The sequence below is a fragment of the Hyphomonas chukchiensis genome (assembly GCF_000682695.1).
Lineage (GTDB): Bacteria > Pseudomonadota > Alphaproteobacteria > Caulobacterales > Hyphomonadaceae > Hyphomonas > Hyphomonas chukchiensis.
The window spans coordinates 21,326-39,834 of record NZ_AWFG01000030.1 but is presented as its reverse complement, the minus strand read 5'-3'; the positions used below and the strand labels follow the sequence as shown (position 1 = coordinate 39,834).

Below are 18,509 nucleotides of genomic sequence, written 5' to 3'. Positions count from 1 at the left end.
TCAGTAGTTGTAGCGCAGGAAAATGCCGACGCTGCGCGGGCGCGAATAGGTCAGCAGATCAACGCCGAGACTGTCGATCGGGTTCGCCGAAGTAAGGTAGGCCTCATCCGTGAGGTTGCGCCCCCAGAGGCCGCCTTCGATATGGCCATTTGCCGACGTCATGGCGAGTTCGGCGCCGACGAGCCAGAGTTCCGGATCGGAAAGGCGCTCACGTTCTGTGCTGTCGAAAAACACTTTGGAACGGTAGGAGACGTCAACGCTCGGGCTTATCGTCGCGCCGCCTGGCATTTCAAATGTGTACTCGGCGCGCGAGGTCAGGCTGTATTTGGGCGCCTGCGGCATCTGATTGCCAGTATAGTCATCGCCCAGAGAATTATAGTCTCCATATTCGGCGTGCAGCCAGGCCATCCCGAGCGAAAGATCCAGGTTTCGCACCGGCATGTAGGTCACTTCGGCCTCGGCGCCGTACATCTCGGCTGAAGCCGCGTTGTCGAGCACTTGAACGGTTATGCCGTCCCGCAGCACGGTCGAGTAGGCTTGGATGTCCTGGTAATCATAGTAGAACCCGGACAGGTTCAGGCGAAGCCGCTGGCCCATCAGGTCGCTCTTCGAGCCGACTTCATAGGCGTTCACCGTCTCGTTTGCGTAGGGCTGGATCTGCGTCGGGTCATCCGCATTGCCCCCGAAGAAGCCACCGCTCTTGTAGCCTCTGCTGTAGCTTGCATAGACGTTCGACAGGTCGCTGAGATTGTATTTCAGCCCCACCTTGCCGGACCAGTCGCTGAAAGTCTTGCTGTCCTTGACCGAGAACTGGACGATGGATTCTTCAATGGTGCGGGCGTAATCCATCGTCTTGTCGTCCGAAGACCAGCGCAGACCTGTTGTCAGGATGAGGTCAGGTGTCAGTTCATAATCGGACTGGCCAAAGATGGCATACGTGTCTGTCGTCTGCTCATAGGGATAGCCGAAAATGCCGATGGAATTTTCCGGGCTTGCACCGGTCGGGTTTTCAGGCGTCACAAAGAAGGGGCGGTAAGCCCGCAGCAGATCATAGTCGCTTTTGCTGTCTGTGGTGTCGTGCATGTAATAGCCACCCACGACCCATTTCAGGGCGCCGACCTCAGACGCCAGCCGCAGTTCCTGGGAGAACTCGGTTTGCTGGTTGATATACGACGCCTCGATCATCTGGAGCGGGCTCGCATCCGTATTCTCTTGAGCGTTTCGCTTTACGTCCTGCCAGGCCGTGATCGATGTCAAAGTCACATCACCAATGCTGCGATCGACCGAGAGCATGAGCGAAGTCAGATCGACCTTGTCGAGACCCTCATTATTGGAATCCACCTTATATGGATCCGGGTTGGTGTCCGCGTAGCCGAGCAAATCGGTGCAGAGCCCACTGCGATAGAAGTTTGGCGCGCACACGCCGTCAGGTCCCGCCGCTTCTGGCGTAGCCGGGAAAAGTGCGCGCGACTTCGCCTGCACCGCGCCGCCGCGGTTCATGAAGCGGTTGACCGTGAAGAGCACATCAGTGTCACCATCGGGCGTATAGAGGAGCGAACCGCGCACGGCGTATTGTTCCGCAAAGTTAACATCATGTCCGGTTGCGGCATTGGTACTGAAACCGTCATCTTCAGCGTATTTGGCCGCGATACGGAAGGCGAGCTTATCTTCCACGATCGGCCCACCGAAGGCTGCTGTGGCGTCAACGGCATTGAAGCTGCCATATTCGAGCGCCGCATAACCCTCGGGGGAAAAGGTCGGGCGCTTGCTGATGACGTTGATAGCGCCGCCGGTCGTGTTGCGACCATAGAGCGTCCCCTGGGGGCCGCGCAGAACTTCGACGCGATCAAGATCGAAGAAGGTCGCGAACTGAGCCAGCGGCGAACCGATATAGACCCCGTCCGCATAGAGACCAACACCGCTTGAAGACGTGGGATTAAAGTCATTGAGCCCCGAGCCACGAATGAAAATCTTCGGGTTCGCAGCTGCGTCAGCCGCTGCGATACGCAGACCAGGAACCAGATTGTCGAGCGAAACAACATTGGTCACGCGCTGTTTTTCGAGGGTCGAAGAGGAGAGAGCCGTAATGGCGATCGGCACTTCCTGAACATTTTCCGACCGCTTCTGAGCGGTCACGACAATCTGCTCAAGTACGGCGACGGCGTCTTCTGCCTCCACCTGCGCCGGCGCTCCCGCATCAGCTTCCTGTGCCTGCGCATTTACAGTCGCGGCCATCAAGAGCGCAGCAGCGCTGGTACCAACAAGACGCAATTTCATCACACTATCCCTTTCACTCTGCCTCAGAGGCTTTGGAATAGGGTAGCGATCGCTATATCTTTTACAATAGCTTTTATTACCATTTGATGATGTTACAGTTTCATGTGAGATAAATGTGCAACTTCACTCGGGGAACCGCCAAAGAAATGAGCAGCATGCCAAAGGCAGCCAGCGGGAAGGCACCGAAAAAGTCATCGTCGCGAGTGGATACGACGACGAAACAATTGCCGCAGCAAGCGCGCGCACAGGACACGTTTGAGCTCATCCTGGAAACGACCGGCCATCTTCTCGATGAGGTCGGCCTTGAAAAACTGTCCACGAACCTTGTCTGCAAACGGGCCGGGCTCTCCCCGCCGGCGCTCTATCGCTATTTCCCGAACAAGTACGCCATCCTGAGGGAATTGGGCGAACGCCTGATGGATCTTCAGGACCAGGCAGTCCTGGTATGGATCGACAAGGGCGGCCTCAATACATCGACCTTCGAGGAAGCGGTCGAAAGCCACCAGCGCCTGCAGGAGGGCGTGAACGAGATCACACGCAACTTCCCAGGCAATATATTCGTCCTTCGGGCCCTGCGGGCTATCCCGCTCCTCAGAGAGGTCCGTATCGCCTCGCGCGACATGGTGGCGGAGCGCTTGTCAGATGCTATGTCAAAGCATGACCCGAGCATCTCCCGCGAACGCTATGCCGCCGCGGCTCGCCTGACGACAGAGCTTGCCTATGCCGCCATGGAAATGGTGCTCGAAGAACCCGAGCGTGACGCTGAGCACATCAGCACTGAGGTCGCGCGCATGATCGTCCGATATTTTGCCGCCCTGAAGGACGACTAAACAGGCATGAGTGGGCAGAGCCGTCGCTAAAGAGCGCGGAGGCATTGACTCTCGCAATTATGGTAGCTTTGACTACTGTTGTTGCTGGCGTCAACACCACCCCATTTGAGGAGACAGTATAATGCGCGGACTTGTTTTTCATGGCGTCGGGCAGCCTCTTCAACTTGAAACCCTCGACGACCCCACGCCGAGTGCGGGCGAAGTTGTCATCAAGGTGGGCCGCTGCGGAATTTGCGGGACTGATCTCCACCGTACCGAAGATAATATATGGACTGCGCGCCCGCCCGTGGTGCTTGGCCATGAATTCGCAGGCGAAATCGTTGCTGTCGGCAAGGACGTGACCGGCTTGCAGGCAGGTATGCGCGTGACGGCGTTGCCCTATATCGGCTGCGGCAAGTGCCGCGCCTGCCTTGCCGGATCGCCCCACCACTGCCCCTCAAACCTGAATGCCGGCACCGAAGCCCTCAATGGCGGCTTCGCGGAATACGTAAAGGTCGGCGCCGGATCATGCGTGCCGCTCCCGGCTGCGCTCTCGATCGCTGATGGCGCCCTGGTCGAGCCCCTCGCCGTGGGGTTACATGGCGTCAAGCGCGGCAAGGTCCAGCCGGGAGACCGTGTACTGGTCATTGGTGCGGGGCCGATTGGCCTCGCGGCCGCCTATTGGGCGCGGCTGGCCGGCGCCAGCCATGTGGCGGTCTCCGCCCCCTCAAACCGGCGACAGGCCATTGCCGAGGGAATGGGGGCGACATCCTTCATCGTCGCACAGGATGACGCCACACTGGCCCATGCCGCCGCTGAAGCCCTTGGGGGGGCGCCGGATGTCGTGCTCGAATGCGTCGGCCTTCCCGGCATGATCCAGCGCTCGCTTGCCTGCGTGAAAACGGGCGGCCGCGTCGTCGTTCTTGGTGTCTGCATCCATCAGGACCATTTCCATCCGCTCACCGGCCTTGCCCGCGAAGCCGACATTCATTTCTCGGTCGTCTATGATGTGGCCGAGTTCCAGACCTGTGTGGACGCGCTTGATGCAGGCCACATCTCGCCCCGCAGCATGATTACTGACTCTGTCGGCCTGTTGGAGGCCCCGGCCGCCTTTGAGGCGCTGCGTCAGCGGACGCATCAATGCAAGGTGATGATCGATCCCTGGGCCGATAATGGCCAGTCGCTTCAGGGCTGATCCGCCGGCCCTTCACCGCGTCGCTCAAACAGGATCATCGACACAGTCCCAACCCCTGTGGCAGGTCGGGCCAAGGCCACGCATGCCATCGGTTTTTGACCTAATCGATTCGGAGCAGGAAAACCGCTCCGGAGAGCGGCGCGGTGCAGAAGAGGACTCGAACCTCCACTCCCTTGCGAGAACTACGACCTGAACGTAGCGCGTCTACCAATTCCGCCATCTGGGCACGGGGTAGGAAGGCGGTCAAATACGTGCTGATGTGGCGTGCGTCAACGGGAAAACTGTAGGGCGATGCGTCAGAAACAGTGGTGGCCCCGGCGCGATTCGAACGCGCGACCTACAGATTAGGAATTTCTAACTGGGGTTGTTTCGCATTGCTGAAAAATGCGAAAAGTCAATAATAACAATATACCTTTTGCCTCGATTTGATATGCTTTGTTGTGTCAAGTTGAAAAAAGTTACCAAGGTTACCACGGAGGCCCAAAACTGGCCACGAAAACAGAGGCATTATCTGTAGGTCGATCTATCCCTGATAGTTACCCTGAAAATACTCCTTGAGCTGAATACTTTCCAGGCTGCTTTGAGTGCGCTTTTTCATAAATGCTTGCCTTCAATTTGGCGCCCACGGCAGATTTTGGGGGTACCTGACGCTCGTGGGTGAAATGCGCCATCCACCCATCGAGCTTGACGACTCACGTTTTCCCGCCTCGCTGCGGCTGCCTTCTTCGATATACAGATCCAGCGCATCAGCGATTTTGGCAGAAGGATACTCGCACCTATCAAAGGGGCACCTATTGCCAGGTACTGAATCTGCATTAGTTCGGACGACGACAAACTTATCAGTGAAACGTTTCATCTCGTTCGCTTCGCCTGCGTCCTGAAAAGCAGCAAGGGGCGCGTCCTGGCAAAGACAGATCGGGACAGACGCATCAGCGATAGACTCGCCGCTCCAGTGCCACAAGACTTGCCCGCCCTCGACCCGTACGGGTGTTGAATTTATTGCAAACAATATGCTCTCGATCACCACGACGGGCATGTCAGCGCCGGTCGCCGATCCAATTTGAATCGCCTCATCTTCGCTGAGGACTCGAATCCCAGAGCGGTCATTCAGCTCTCAACAGGTCGCATCGAGCTGAGCACCTGCCAGCTTGCTCTCTGGACCTGAGGGACTGTTCTGCAAAGTATTCCGAGAGGAGTTTTGCCCGAATGCGTCTGAACCGATTGCCGATACGTCAATCAGGAAGTCTCTGCTGAGTATTTCGTTTTCGCGCATTTCCTCCTTGGAGCGCCTCAATGAACCCACAAACGCCTCAAAGCCGAAATAAACTTCGCGCATCTTTTTGGTGAATAGATGCAAATCCAATAATCATTAAATGGATATATTCTTAATTTTGCGGCTTTTTATATGACTTATAGCTTGCATGCTTTACACGCGGGAAACCCGCTGGTATCCGATTAGCATAGAAATTTTGTGTCGCTTAGCCAGCACGCGAAGATAATTCAGGGAGAGAGATTTGGGTTACGACGTCAGCTGGGATAAGCCCCACATACCCTCAGAAGACAGACACTGGCAGGAAAGTGACTGTTACTGGTTCTACGACAGGAAAAACGGGATTGGCGGGTTTCACCGCATTGGACAGAAGCCCAATCTCCGTACCGGACAAGTCACACTTTTCGTGTTCAAGGAAGGCGGGGAAAGATACATTCTAAGTTCGGGCGAGAAGGCTGAACACGAACTTGGACCGAATGATCGCCAGGCGGCCAAGCAGGTTGTCGGCAGCCACACGGCAGAAGCGCTTGGTGACGGTCGGATGCGGTTCACCTGGGGCGAGGAAGAATGCGAGGGCGATCTCGAATTCTATGAGTCGTTTCACGAACCCCGGAACTGGTCGAAGACGGGTCATTCCGACGACTTCATGAGCAGCATCAATTCCGACGGACACCTGGAATGTTCAGGGCGTATCCGCGGAACGGTCAAGATTGGGATGAACAGCTACAATATCGACGGTCTCTGCCACCGCGACCGATCATGGGGCTTTCGGGACAATAGCCGCGCCAGCCTCCATCGCTACCGGATGTTCTCAGGGACCGTTGGGCCCGAGCTCAGCTTTGCGAGCTTCCTACTGGACCTGAAAGATGGTCCGAAAATGGTTGCCGGCTTTGTCGCCCGCCACGGAGAGGATCTCGACGTCCGCGACCTGCGGGTTATCACGCGGTTTGATTCAGATGGCCTCACGCCCTTGGGAGCAACTGGGATTCTGACGCTCGAAACCGGCGAGGAAGTCAGAATTGAAGCCTGCTCGGTTCAAGGCTTCATGACGCCCGTTCCAGAGGCCGGGGCAGCCTCGCAGGACCATATCTCGACATTCATGTACAATGGAAAGACAGGTTTCCTGGACCTTGAGCTGAGCACCAATCCAGGAAGGGGCACCTATATTCCAACCCAGGAAGACGTCACTTTTCTGGCTGTAGACCAAGGGCTGTCAGCCAGCGTCAGATATACTGACTAGTCCAACATCTTTCAACGAATAGGCCCATCCATGCGGATGGGTCTATTCGCCTACTCCATTATTCGGCAGCGAGGCACAATATGTCGACAGATGAACTCAAGGGCACGATGGCGGAGTCTGTCAGGCAGGCCAAATCGCGCTTTCTGAAAATTGATACGGCGACGATCCAGCGGTTCATTGAGAATCAGCCCGATGTATCAGGGCCCGTTTCTATTGAAAATGTCGTCTTTCCGACCGATGGCGCAGGCTCAAGCAATGGCATCGCCTTCCTCAAGGCGACCGGCGACTTCGGCGACGGCGTGCAATCGCTTGACCTGGTTCTGAGATACTCGCCGGGCGAGCAGCTCCTGAAACAGAAAAGGTATGACCACGAATTTGAAACCCTGATTGCCCTGCAGCCGTTCGGGTTGCCTGTTCCGGAAGCGCTCTGGCTCGACGCAGATGGTCGATGGCTGGGCGCCGCAGGCTACATCATGAAGAGGGTCGATGGCGACGTCCCGAGTGCGGCGATGTATTCTGCAGGCCCTCTGGCAAACGTTGCGCCCGAAGTTCGGAACGAGCTTATGCTCAAGGCGGCGGGATTTCACGGTCAGCTCAGGAAGGCCGCGATTGGTGCAGACAAGGTTCCTCATCTCGTGAACAGAGGCTATGGCACAACGCCCATCCGCCGCGAGCTGAGCTGGTGGCTCGAAGAAGTAAATCAGGTTTGTGACGCAGAGGATCCGAAGGCAAAAATGATCAAGGCCGTCCATGACTGGATGGTTCAGCATGAACCGAGAGACCTCTATCCAGCCAATCTTGTGCACGGAGACGCGCAGATCGCGAACATCATCTATGCTAATGGAGACATTGCTGCCGTCGTTGATTGGGAATTGTCGTATCTGGGTCACAATGAGTCTGATCTGGCGCTGATCTGCTTCCTCACCGAAAGCCAGAAACTGACAGACACAGCTGTCGAAGGCACACCGACGGAAAAAGAGTATCTCGAACGGTACAGCCGCGAAAGCAGCACCGAGGTCATGCACTGGCCCTACTTCAAGCTGTTCAATCTGTACAAGATTATTGCCGTTTCCCGAATGTCAGCGCACTTCATGCCCTCATTCGAACAATTGTGGGCTTTCTATTTGCAACAGCTCGACGACGTCTGGACGGCGGCGAAAGAAACTTACGAATAGCTCCCGCTTCCTCGTCTATGGCCGAGGAAGCGGGAGCTATTGTCGCAGCCGTATCAAAGTCAGAAACTCACGCCTCAATGATGCATTATCGAGAAACTGCCCCCGCATGACGCTGTTGATCATTTGGGTATTGTCGTCCTTTACGCCGCGCCAATGCATGCAGAAATGATCTGCCTCCATGACGATCGCGATCCCATCCGGTGTGATCAGCGTTTCCAGAAGAGCGGCCAGCTGGATAATCGCCTCTTCCTGGATTTGGGGGCGCGACATGATCCAGTCCGTCAGACGCGCATATTTCGACAGACCGATGAGGTTTGACCTCGCATTCGGCAGGATCCCGATCCAGACCCGGCCGATAATCGGACAAAGGTGATGGCTGCAGGCACTGCGGATGGTGATCGGGCCAACGATCATGAGCTCGTTCAGTCCTTCGGCATTTGGAAACTCGGTCGCTTCCGGCGCTGGCAGATATCGGCCGGAGAACACCTCGGACAGATACATGCGCGCGACCCGCTGAGCTGTCTCGCGTGTATTATGGTCACGCGCGGTATCGATCACGAGGCTATCAAGAACATGGTCGACTGCCGCCTCGACCTCAGCCTTTATAGCGTCCAGATCACCCGGCTCCAGAAAAGCCGAAATATTGTCATTGGCGAAGTATCTGTGGTCCGCCGCTTCCAGCCTTTCGCGCACTCTTGCCGAAGCTGTTGCAGGCGCAGGCGTCCTATTCGGCACGCGCATCTCCTTCCTGCCAGTATGAATCGCGGAGGGATCGCTTATACAGCTTGCCCGTGGCCGCGCGGGGCAGTTCATCGATGAAATCGATCTGCCTCGGGATCTTTACGCCGGAGAGCTTCTCTCGCGCAAATTGGGAGAGTTCCGAGGCCATGTCAGGACCAGCCTTGGAGCTATCCTTAAGCTGCACGACGGCGATCACCTTCTCTCCCATGTCCGGGTCAGGGCCTCCGATCACAGCGACGTCCAGCACATCTGGATGCGTTACCAAGTGGTTCTCGATCTCCTGGGGATAGATGTTCACGCCGCCGGATATGATCATGAAACTCTTTCGGTCTGTAAGGTAGAGAAATCCGTCCTCATCAAGCCGCCCCACATCGCCAAGAGTCGACCAGCCACATCTGTTTCGGCTTTCGGCAGTCTTTTCGGGGTCATTGTGGTAAGTGAACGCATTACCACCTTCGAAGAAGACTGTGCCTTCCTCGCCAACAGCAAGCTCTTTGCCTTCCTCATTGCAGATATGGATCGTCCCCAGCACCGCGCGGCCTGCCGTCCCCGGCCGTTCAAGCCACTCTCCGGCGCGCACGAATGTCATGCCATTACCTTCCGAACCGGCATAGTATTCATGAACGATCGGGCCCCACCACTCGATCATCGCGCGCTTGACCGGGACCGGGCACGGGGCCGCCGCATGGATGACCGCCTTCAGCGATGAGACGTCGTAGCCGAGCCGGGTCTCCTCCGGCAGTTTCAGCATTCGAACGAAATGGGTCGGTACGAACTGAGCGCACGTCACCCCGCGCTTGTGCACGAGCGAGAGCACGAGTTCAGGGTCAAACTGCTCCATCACGACGGCTGTTGCCCCCAGCCGCTGAATGGTCATTGTCCAGCCGAGCGGTGCGGCATGATAAAGCGGCGCCGGGCATAGATAGATACTGTCTTGGCTTGCGCCGGCAAGCTTTGAAACGAGTTTCGGGAATGCTTCATCTGCCACCGCTGGCCCATCGACCGACCGAGTCGGTGCAATCCCCTTTGGACGCCCTGTCGTCCCAGACGAGTAAAACATGACAGCGCCGCCGCTCTCGTCGCCAATCGGAGCAGCGTCCATTTCAGACAATGCCTTGTCCCAGTTCACGTAGGCTTCGTGATCCTTGCCCGTCTTGAAGAGGAGAATGTCCAGGCGTGCGTTCGCAACGCTATCAAGCTCCTTTGCGAGGTAATCGGAAGTCAGAAGCAGACGGGCGCCGCTATCCCGGAGGATATAGTCTATTTCATCAGCCGTAAGACGCGATGAAACTGGTACGTAGAAGAGCCCTGCCCGCTGCGCCGCCCAGCAGAAGTCGAAGACTTCGGGGCAGTTCTCCAGGCAGAAGGCTACCTTGTCGCCTTTGCTGATACCGAGCTGACGGAAGAGCCGGGCGCCCTTATTGGCAGCCTCTTCAAGCTCGAAATAAGTGCGCGAACGCCCGCTCGGCTCGAAGACAAGCGCCTTTTTTCCTGGATGAGACTGCGCGAATATCCGTGGATGCATGTGCTAAACTCTTGATCAAGGGATTGACGGCGGACCTTTTCAGTTCCGCCCTTAATGCTACGTGACAGGTGTGACGAGTGAAGCGAACTCAATGCTTCGCGACATAAACGGCCTGAGGCGCCATGAATTCTAGCAGTCCCTCCATACCGTTTTCGACGCCAAAACCGCTTGCCTTGTGCCCGCCGAAAGGTGTGTCCGGACGCAGGTTGAGGTTCTGATTGATCCAGACAGTACCAGTCTCCATCTTGCGTGCGATCTTCATGGCCTCGTCAGTATTCTTCGACCAAACGGCGCCTGCCAGTCCGTACTCGCTGTCATTCGCGCGGTCGATTACATCGTCGATGTCAGAAAATTTGAGCATCGGCAGAACCGGTCCGAAGGCTTCTTCCTGAACCACGCGCGATCCTTCCGGCGGGTTGTCGACAATCGTGACCGGGACGAAATACCCCTTTGTATCAGGAATATCTGCGCCTTCGATCAGGGTGAGATTATTGGCGCGCGCATCGTCCAGAAGGTTCATCACCCGGTCGAACTGACGCTTGTTCTGAATCGGGCCCAGCACAGTGCCCTGCTCCGATCCATCCCCGACCTTGGTTGCTTTTGCTATCGCAACAAGCCGGTCGCGAAGCGCATCATAGACGGACTCGTGAACATAGAGGCGCTTGGTGGCCACGCAGATCTGGGATGTGTTGGCGAACGCGCCGAAGAATATCTTCTGGGCGACTTCGTCCACATCGACATCGGGCAGGACAATTGCGGCGTCGTTCCCGCCAAGCTCAAGCGTCAGCGCCTTGAGGTCGCGCGCAGCGCTTTCCATGACCTTCTTGCCGGTTTCGGTTGACCCGGTGAACGAGATTTTCGCAAAGCCTGGATGAGACGTCATCCATGGCCCAAGCTCATCCCCGCCGGAGATCACATTAAGCACGCCGGGCGGCAGTATGTCCTGCAGGAGCTCGCCGATTTTGAGCGTACAGAGGGGCGTAAAAGGCGACGGCTTCAACACCATCGTGTTGCCCGCGAGAAGTGCGGGCGCCACTTTCCAGATGGCGAGGTTCACAGGGAAGTTCCACGGTGCAATCGCGCAGACGACGCCCAGAGGTACATAGCGGGTTTCAATGAATTGCGCGTCACTGTCTTCAGAAATATGAACGGGCGGGCGCATCTGCGATACCATTTTCAGCCACTGGCCCGACATCATGATTTCGGCCGCAGCTCCTTCAGTCGGCCGTCCCTGCTCCTTGGTGAAAAGGCGTGCCAGTTCGGCCGAATGCTGGAGGATGACGTCGCCGGCCTTTGCAAGAAGATCCGCCCGCTCCTCGATCGGACGCAACTTCCAGGCCTTGAAGGCTAGGCGGGCGGATGCCACCGCATCGTCGAGCTGTTCCCGGCTACAATCTGGAGCCTGCGCGAACACCTCTCCGGTTGCCGGATTGATGACATCAATCTGCCCCTTCGCAGAAACGCTCTTGCCATCAATGGTCATTGAATAGTTCCGGTCAAAGTCGGTCATACACCTGTTCCTGTCGTTGATTTTTTTGAATGACGATAAGCTGTCGAACGCGGCTCAAGCTCGGCTCGAATTTCATCGCTGTGTTCGCCAATCCGAGGCGGCGGGAGATGCTCTCTTCGCCCGTGGGCGCCGAAACGGACGGGTCTGTTGATGTCATACCAGGTGCCCTCGCTTGGGTGATCGCGTCGCTCGAAAAATCCGTTCTGCGAGAGCTGTGGATCCTCGAGCATGTCCGCGAGGTCGCGGACCGGCATGCAGGGGATCCGGGCCGCCCGGAAGCGCTCTATCCATTCAGCCGTCGTGGCCGTCGGCGTGATTTCAGCGAGGCGCTGATACAGCCTATGCTGCCCATAAAACTGTTCTCGCGGCGTTTCGAGGTGTTCCCGTTTCAGGAAATCGAGATCGTCAATCACGGTGAATACCATTGCCCAGCTTTCGACTGTATACGGCACGATGCTGATATAGCCGTCGCTTGTTGGAAATGGCTGGCGGTCGGGATCGAGCTGACGCGGGTAGCCGACCGCCGCATTGGGCGGATCGAATGTCAGCCCTCCCAGATGCTCAGCCAGCATGAATTGCGAAAAGGCTTCGAACATGGGTACTTCAACGAACTGGCCTTCTCCGGTTCGTAGCTTATGCACATAGGCCGCCAGCGCTGCCTGAGCCGCGTAAAGTCCCGCCACCTTGTCGGCGATCAGGGACGGAATGTACCGGGCCTTCCCACTGCCATCGACACGTCCAGACAGTGTCGCGACGCCCGACGCCGCCTGGATAACGTCGTCATAGGCTTGCAACCCATCATAAGGCCCGCCAGAGGCAAAGCCGACGCAGTGAATGTAAATAAGCTCAGGATTTAGCGGCGTCACCTGGTCTGGGCCAAACCCCAGCTTTTCGATCGCGTTGAGGCGAACATTGTGAATGAAGATATCGGCTGTCGCCAGCAGGTCTGCCATGACCTTGCTGTCTTCCGGCGACTTGAGATCCAGAACGATGGAGCGCTTATTCTTATTCAGCGCCATGAAGCCTGGCGACATGCCGCGCGTTCTGGCTGGCTTGGCCGAATGACGGAACTGATCGCCTTCAGGGGCTTCGACCTTGATGACATTCGCGCCAAGATCGGCCAGCATCTGCGTCGCGTAAGGCCCGAAGACGACGCTCGTCATGTCGACGATCGTCACACCTTCCAGTAATGATTTTCTGGTGCTGTTCTCAGGTGTACTTTTCAATCAACTTCTCCCGCACCGGCACGACCGCGCCCGTCGCTCTGCAAAAGATGTTTCCCTACCAGAACGCATTGGAGAGACCCGGTCTTGAGCATCAGAGCAGCGACATAAAGGCCCAGGAACACGGACCCGACCATCCAGAACGCGATTGAGCACAGAACTGCACGGACCCAGTGCTTTTCGCGGTAAAAGAACCAACCACAGACAAAGAGGTTGAATAGCGTGATGTCCCAAAACACAGCTTTCACCCATGGATAGGCGTCTGATGCCGCGCCGATCTGCGCGACCGACACCGAGAGGCCAGACTGAGACCATGCCCAGACGAACATGACCGCAGCGGACAGTGACGCGAGCACGCCAAAACCGATCAGGGCGGACCTGTATGCTGACGCTGAAGGATTTTGCTTAAGCATCGATATATGCCGGTGATTTTTCCGGCGAACCGTGAGACGCTATGATACCCGCAATCTCCTCCCGACTCGGTCTTTCGGCATAATTGCGCGCCAATCGAAGCGACGCGCCTGGCACGATATTCGCGCGCATGACCCGCAGCCAGTTGCTCGGCTTCTTCGCCCAGGCCGCAGGGGATGTTACTCCGTAATAGGCTTTGACCAGCTCTCGATAGAAAGTCGGATCGACGGTCGGGGCGATGTTCGATGTCCAGTGAGCAACAGCCGAAGCAGCGCGGGATCTGACTGTTTTTGGCGCAAGGCCCGCACGGGTTTCAAACCGGGCCTGATCGTCCTTGTCGACGGTGAGCATCATGGCCCATTCGGAGCGGAACCGCTCGTCGAGAGCGTTCTGATATCTGATGACCTGCTCTTCCGGTAGGCCGCCACTCGCCAGAATCTCAGCGAGTATGTCGCTGCCCAACACGCTCCAGGTGCAGCCGCGGCCGAATTTGGGGTTCGATCTGATGACCGTATCGCCGACCGGGAAATAGCCCAGGACTTGCACTTTACCTGCAGGGGCCAGTGTCCGCCAGAAAAAATCCATACTGGCCCAGCCGACGACAGGCGATGTTGGCTGGGCTCTTTCAGGTTCAATCCATCGCGCCGCTTTCGGAATACGGCGGAGGATATCTTCAAACACGCCCGGCTTTGAAAGCGCGCGGTCATAGAGAAGTGGATCGTCTTGATTGATGACGATCGACATCACGAAATTTGTGTTATCCGCAACAAAAGTCGTTGCGACCAGATCGTCGAAAAGCACGCCCGGCATGCCGACAAATTTCGGGAAGTCCTGACCGGGACGAAGTCTGTAGTGCCGGGTGAAATAGGCTGAGTTGGACTTGTAGTGAAAATCGCCGACTCGGGCGCCTCGTGCGATGATAGGATCAAGAAAACGCGTCATCCGACCCGATGCATCAATAATCACGTCGCAAGTCAGAGTATGGGTTTCGTCCCCTTCTTCATACTCTAGTCCATGGACTTTGAAGGGTGCTTTTTTGTCATCGGTCAGGAGGCGCAGCACCTTCACTGAGGACCGGATCGTAATGCCGTCCTGACCCTCGGCATATTTGCGCATGGCCTGCTCTAGAACAGCGCGCCTGGAGGCAAGCACCGTCAGTTCCTCATCGCCGGGCTTGAAGACAGAATGGCTGTTGCGGCTGCAGGGCAGGCATTGCTCTACCGGAACTTCCTTCACTCCGGACGCCACCATCTGCTCGGTCAGTCCCGGATACCACCGATTTAGCGCATTGCGCAGGCTACTAAGGAAGAAATGCGGCTGCATGGTATGCGGAACGCCACGCCGCTGGATGATCCCATTGCGCGCAATCTGATCTTCAATATCGACGAGTCCATCTCTTTCGAGGATCGTCACGGCAATGCCGCGGCGATTGAAGGCCAATGCCGATGAGAGACCTGCGATACTGGCCCCTATGACGACAACGCCGCGGTCTTGCAGATTAGTGCCCACACAATCCTCTTTGATTCACTGGTTCATGAGGCGCTCACAAAGCGCCCAGTAGAAGCCGCTCATCGCATCGTATTGGGCGACGATATCGTCGGGGAGATAGGTGCTCATTGACCCCATGCAGATCAGGATTTCGTAACACGCATGGACCTTGTAATAGTCGAGGTTTCCGAGCTGCTTTCCCCCTGCCTCTGCATACATGGCCAGCCATTGCGCCTCACTCGGCGGGCGCACCGGAAGCTGATCAGCATGTGGCCGGTGCGGGTCCATTGAAACGATCTGGATCGCGAGATCGAGCTCTGGGGCGCCTACGGAACTCAATTCCCAGTCGAGCATTGCCGCTACGCGGTTCTCATGAAGCAGGTAATTTCCAAGGTTGGGATCACCATGCATCAATACCGGGTTCTCATTAGCGGGAGCATTCGCCAGAAGCCACTCGCGCACTGGAACCAGCCGGTCATAGGCCTTGGGCCTGGCCCACTCCCACGTCTTCCACCACCAGTTTGTCAGCTTTTCCTGCGGTGTTCTGCCCACGGCTTTCTTTGTGAAATTTTCCAGTCCCAGTGGGACGTGATCAAGATTGTGGATTTTGGCGAGATTGCGCAGAATGTCCCGGTAGATCGTCTGACGTCCTGCCTCATCGGTCTCGACCAGAGGACCGCTGGTGAAGAGGGACGTTGGTATGGGCTCTCCAGGGACGCACTCCATGACAAAGCCGACGACGCCGATATCCTCGCCCGTTTCATCGAGGCCATAAACCGTCGGAACGGCTATGCTGGTGTTCCTTAAGCGCGACAGCAGGTCGAATTCGGACTTGAGATCATACTCAACGAAAAGCCGCTGATCCGATTTGGGATCATAGCGCAGGACAAGCCTCTTCACCTCATCCTCGTCGTTCTGGTGAATCCTCGCCGTGAAAATCAGAATCCCCGAAGACGAGCCTGATTTCGCAGCGCCCCCACCAATGTCCTCCAGCGCAACCTTGGCCCCGAACACCTTTTCCAGAAAGGGTGCCAACCGCTCAGGGTCGACCCTCGCATATGTTGCCTTGGCTGCGGCAACACTTCTGTCCAGCGTATTTGCAATGTCGCTCATTTGTACTCTCGCCCTGTTTGCGTGCGGCAGAATTGGGCTTCAGTGGCCAATCCGGTGCACTTGATTTCCTATTGCCGGATCCATTGCGGATCGAACTCTCTTTTGGTGAGGCCGACATCGCAATTCGCCATGAGCGTATTGGAGACGGGTTGTTCGCCCCGCAGCGGATTGTCGATCATGTTGAAATCGCAAACGCCCGAACGGCCATTCCAGCGCGGGATCGAAAGTGCTTCAATGCCGGCAGGCGATGAGCCTGGGCCACCATTGTCGAAATGCGTCGAAGTGACAACGCCGTCGACAGTGTCCACATTGATCCTGAGAATTTCACCATTCTCCAGTTTCACGACAGACCATCCTCCGATGACAGAATAGCCGTCACAGAGCGTAGAGCTGACAGTGTGCAGATCCTTGATGGTCTCACGCTTCCCGTTGAGCATGACCCAACCCATCTTGTGAAGATTACCCGGTTCGTCCATCATGCTGACAAGCGAATAGGACATGTCTGGGCCGACTGTGCCTGCATGCCAGCGCGCAGCGCGGAAGACGGCATGCGGGCGGTCTCCATAGCCATGGTCGCGATAGGCGAGACCGTTTTCAATGTCGATTATGCGGTTGCCAAAGCGCACGCGGCCTTCGAGGCGTCCCGCGCTTTCTGGATGGCCCGACGTGCCCATCGTTGCCTGCTCAGGCCCGGCAATGCTGCCGAGAAGCTTGCCATGGTAAGGCCCCCCGACGAATGACCAGTCCTGCGAAGGGAACCAGTCGTAAACCCGCAGATCGACCTCAGCGTCATCATCCCAGGCTTCAAAGCGGCAATACTTCATGTCCGGAATGGAGAACTTCGCCGTACCGGAGCTGGCAGTCGTTTCGGTACGATCGCCTTTCTCCAGTTTGCGATCAAGGAGGTGACGGCGAAAGCGTGTTCCGTCTGGAAGCGCCATACCCCAATGGGTTTGTGTCGCCCCCTGATTCACGTAGGCGCCTGTGCGGAGAAAGCCCGTTGCGCCGGTGATAGGGTCCCGAAAAACCAGCACCCATGATTCCTGCCAGTCAGGATGATCAGAAGGCTTATGTGGCAGATCCACTTCAGAATATAGAGACGTCAAATCATCCTCCTTGGGACGTAATCTTGTTTTGTTTATTCAAGGTCGACGTATGCGACCTTTCTCAAGGCTAGGCTGCAGTAAAGTTGATGGGCAATGTCTTAGGCCCACTAATGAAAGCGGATTGCGTCCATTTTGGCTGACCCGCGAGTTCCACCGTTTCAAGTCGCGGCAAGAGCTCTTCAAAGAGTATCTTCATTTCGAGCCTTGCCAGATGCTGTCCGAGGCAGACATGCGGGCCGAAACCAAACGCCAGTTGCTTGTTAGGCTTGCGATCAATCTGAAACTCAAAAGGCGCATCAAAAAGCTCTTCGTCTCGATTGGCTGACATGTACGACAGCATCAGCCAGTCCCCAGCCCGGATTTTCTTGCCGCGCAGCTCATAGTCCTGAACCGCTGTCCGCATGAAATGCTTAACCGGTGTCGTCCAGCGGATCGCCTCCTCAACGAGACCCGGGATGAGGGATGGATCCGCTTTAAGCCGGGCGAGCTGATCCGGCGCCTCAGCGAGCCCCCAGAGCGCACCAGCTGTAGAAGCCGATGTCGTGTCATGGCCTGCGGTCGCCACAAGGACATAATAGCTGTTGGCTTCCCGCTTCGCGATCGGCTTTCCGGCAATCTTGGCGTTCGCAATCACTGTCGCGACATCGTCGCGAGGATCCTTACGGCGCATCTCGGTGAGTTGGTCGAAATAGGCATAAAAGTCGCCAAGGACGGCATTGAACACATTCAGCGCGGTCGATGGGTCACTCATCGCCCCTGCATCGCGGCTCTTTTCAGGATCGCGGGCGCCGAACAATTGCTGCGTTAACGCCAGCATCATGCCCTCATCATTTTCCGGCACGCCGAGTATCTCCATAACGACGCGGAGGGGATAGTTGAGCGCAATATCTTCGACGAAATCGCACATCCCACCGCGATCCATCATGCGGTCCACATGATCCCGAGCGATCACCCGTATACGATCAGAGAGCTTCTTCAGGTTCCCGGGCATGAACCATGCCTGGGTCAACATACGATAGGCGCGATGATCGCTCCCATCCATATTGACGACCGAATGGGTCAGATGAGGAGAGTTGAACTTCGCCCCGATCGCATCCAGCATATCGCGAGCGACCAACACGGTAGAACGATCTCCATTTCGGAAGACATCTGCGTTCTTCTCGACTTCGAGAATGTCGGCGTGCTTCGTGATCAGCCAGAACGGATCGAATGACTCAGGCTCGACCCAGTGAACCGGATCCTTTGCCCGTAAATTCGTCAGCACTTTGTGGATATTTTCCGGCCGCGCAAACTCACGGGGGTCCGTGACTGCGGCGGAAGGCTCGAGTTCACTTGCGACCAGATTGCCGCCATCACCAGCGCTCATGCTAGTCATCCATTTTTGAGATTTATGTGGTGACGCCGCGAACATTTGCGCCCGCGGCGT

General features: G+C 56.7%; 14 protein-coding genes and 1 tRNA gene. 4 read left to right on the top strand and 11 right to left on the bottom strand.

Translation table 11 applies throughout. The annotated features are described in order from the left end of the window. On the bottom strand, positions 1–2,277 hold the full coding sequence (locus HY30_RS10545; protein WP_034740039.1) for a TonB-dependent receptor: 2,277 nt from the start codon (positions 2,275–2,277) through the stop codon (positions 1–3). A 146-nt stretch (positions 2,278–2,423) separates the two neighbouring features. On the opposite strand from HY30_RS10545, the gene HY30_RS10540 reads away from it, so the two are divergent. Together HY30_RS10540 and HY30_RS10535 are read left to right on the top strand one after the other, a co-directional pair. Continuing rightward, complete coding sequence (locus HY30_RS10540) at positions 2,424–3,107, top strand: TetR/AcrR family transcriptional regulator (RefSeq protein WP_206741457.1); 684 nt, start codon at positions 2,424–2,426, stop codon at positions 3,105–3,107. Positions 3,108–3,228: 121 nt separating this feature from the next. After that, positions 3,229–4,281 (top strand): zinc-dependent alcohol dehydrogenase, encoded by a 1,053-nt coding sequence (locus HY30_RS10535; protein WP_034740037.1) that lies wholly within the window; start codon positions 3,229–3,231, stop codon positions 4,279–4,281. Between the two features lie 142 nt (positions 4,282–4,423). Here HY30_RS10535 and HY30_RS10530 read toward each other — a convergent pair. Further along, a tRNA-Leu gene (locus tag HY30_RS10530) sits at positions 4,424–4,509 on the bottom strand. A 1,286-nt stretch (positions 4,510–5,795) separates the two neighbouring features. Here HY30_RS10530 and HY30_RS10520 point away from each other — a divergent pair. Together HY30_RS10520 and HY30_RS10515 are read left to right on the top strand one after the other, a co-directional pair. Beyond that, positions 5,796–6,791 carry a DUF7064 domain-containing protein gene (locus tag HY30_RS10520; RefSeq protein WP_155839299.1) on the top strand — a complete coding sequence of 332 codons (996 nt, stop codon included), beginning with the start codon at positions 5,796–5,798 and terminating at the stop codon, positions 6,789–6,791. An 80-nt stretch (positions 6,792–6,871) separates the two neighbouring features. After that, positions 6,872–7,966 carry a phosphotransferase family protein gene (locus HY30_RS10515; protein WP_034740030.1) on the top strand — a complete coding sequence of 365 codons (1,095 nt, stop codon included), beginning with the start codon at positions 6,872–6,874 and terminating at the stop codon, positions 7,964–7,966. A 36-nt stretch (positions 7,967–8,002) separates the two neighbouring features. Here HY30_RS10515 and folE read toward each other — a convergent pair whose 3' ends face one another. The 9 genes from folE to HY30_RS10470 all read right to left on the bottom strand — a co-directional run bounded on the left by folE (position 8,003) and on the right by HY30_RS10470 (position 18,449). Beyond that, entirely contained in the window at positions 8,003–8,707 is a 705-nt protein-coding gene (gene folE, locus HY30_RS10510) for a GTP cyclohydrolase I (RefSeq protein WP_034740028.1), read from the bottom strand. After that, positions 8,691–10,232 (bottom strand): acyl-CoA synthetase, encoded by a 1,542-nt coding sequence (locus HY30_RS10505; protein WP_034740026.1) that lies wholly within the window; start codon positions 10,230–10,232, stop codon positions 8,691–8,693. The genes folE and HY30_RS10505 overlap by 17 nt, the downstream gene beginning before the upstream one ends. Positions 10,233–10,320: 88 nt before the next feature. After that, positions 10,321–11,742 (bottom strand): aldehyde dehydrogenase family protein, encoded by a 1,422-nt coding sequence (locus HY30_RS10500; RefSeq protein ID WP_034740024.1) that lies wholly within the window; start codon positions 11,740–11,742, stop codon positions 10,321–10,323. Next, on the bottom strand, positions 11,739–12,920 hold the full coding sequence (locus HY30_RS10495) for a CaiB/BaiF CoA transferase family protein (RefSeq protein WP_277812975.1): 1,182 nt from the start codon (positions 12,918–12,920) through the stop codon (positions 11,739–11,741). The genes HY30_RS10500 and HY30_RS10495 overlap by 4 nt, the downstream gene beginning before the upstream one ends. A 44-nt stretch (positions 12,921–12,964) precedes the next feature. After that, the gene (locus tag HY30_RS10490) at positions 12,965–13,378 is read right to left on the bottom strand and encodes a hypothetical protein (RefSeq protein WP_034740022.1); all 414 of its coding nucleotides are present in this window, start codon (positions 13,376–13,378) and stop codon (positions 12,965–12,967) included. Then, positions 13,371–14,885, bottom strand: coding sequence for an FAD-dependent oxidoreductase (locus tag HY30_RS10485; protein WP_155839298.1), 1,515 nt, complete (start codon positions 14,883–14,885; stop codon positions 13,371–13,373). The genes HY30_RS10490 and HY30_RS10485 overlap by 8 nt, the downstream gene beginning before the upstream one ends. 15 nt (positions 14,886–14,900) lie before the next feature. After that, positions 14,901–15,977, bottom strand: coding sequence for a phosphotransferase family protein (locus HY30_RS10480; protein ID WP_034740018.1), 1,077 nt, complete (start codon positions 15,975–15,977; stop codon positions 14,901–14,903). Positions 15,978–16,045: 68 nt separating this feature from the next. After that, positions 16,046–17,083 (bottom strand): DUF7064 domain-containing protein, encoded by a 1,038-nt coding sequence (locus tag HY30_RS10475; RefSeq protein ID WP_422119998.1) that lies wholly within the window; start codon positions 17,081–17,083, stop codon positions 16,046–16,048. Between the two features lie 67 nt (positions 17,084–17,150). Continuing rightward, a complete protein-coding gene (locus HY30_RS10470) occupies positions 17,151–18,449 on the bottom strand; it encodes a cytochrome P450 (RefSeq protein WP_051615320.1) in 1,299 nt (432 codons plus the stop codon). Positions 18,450–18,509: the final 60 nt, after the last annotated feature.

Bases quoted from the DNA above. Each gene is read 5' to 3' on its own strand.
- HY30_RS10545 (WP_034740039.1), bottom strand. From the start codon at position 2,277: ATGAAATTGCGTCTTGTTGGTACCAGCGCTGCTGCGCTCTTGATGGCC.
- HY30_RS10540 (WP_206741457.1), top strand. From the start codon at position 2,424: ATGAGCAGCATGCCAAAGGCAGCCAGCGGGAAGGCACCGAAAAAGTCA.
- HY30_RS10535 (WP_034740037.1), top strand. From the start codon at position 3,229: ATGCGCGGACTTGTTTTTCATGGCGTCGGGCAGCCTCTTCAACTTGAA.
- HY30_RS10515 (WP_034740030.1), top strand. From the start codon at position 6,872: ATGTCGACAGATGAACTCAAGGGCACGATGGCGGAGTCTGTCAGGCAG.
- folE (WP_034740028.1), bottom strand. From the start codon at position 8,707: ATGCGCGTGCCGAATAGGACGCCTGCGCCTGCAACAGCTTCGGCAAGA.
- HY30_RS10505 (WP_034740026.1), bottom strand. From the start codon at position 10,232: ATGCATCCACGGATATTCGCGCAGTCTCATCCAGGAAAAAAGGCGCTT.
- HY30_RS10500 (WP_034740024.1), bottom strand. From the start codon at position 11,742: ATGACCGACTTTGACCGGAACTATTCAATGACCATTGATGGCAAGAGC.
- HY30_RS10490 (WP_034740022.1), bottom strand. From the start codon at position 13,378: ATGCTTAAGCAAAATCCTTCAGCGTCAGCATACAGGTCCGCCCTGATC.
- HY30_RS10480 (WP_034740018.1), bottom strand. From the start codon at position 15,977: ATGAGCGACATTGCAAATACGCTGGACAGAAGTGTTGCCGCAGCCAAG.
- HY30_RS10470 (WP_051615320.1), bottom strand. From the start codon at position 18,449: ATGAGCGCTGGTGATGGCGGCAATCTGGTCGCAAGTGAACTCGAGCCT.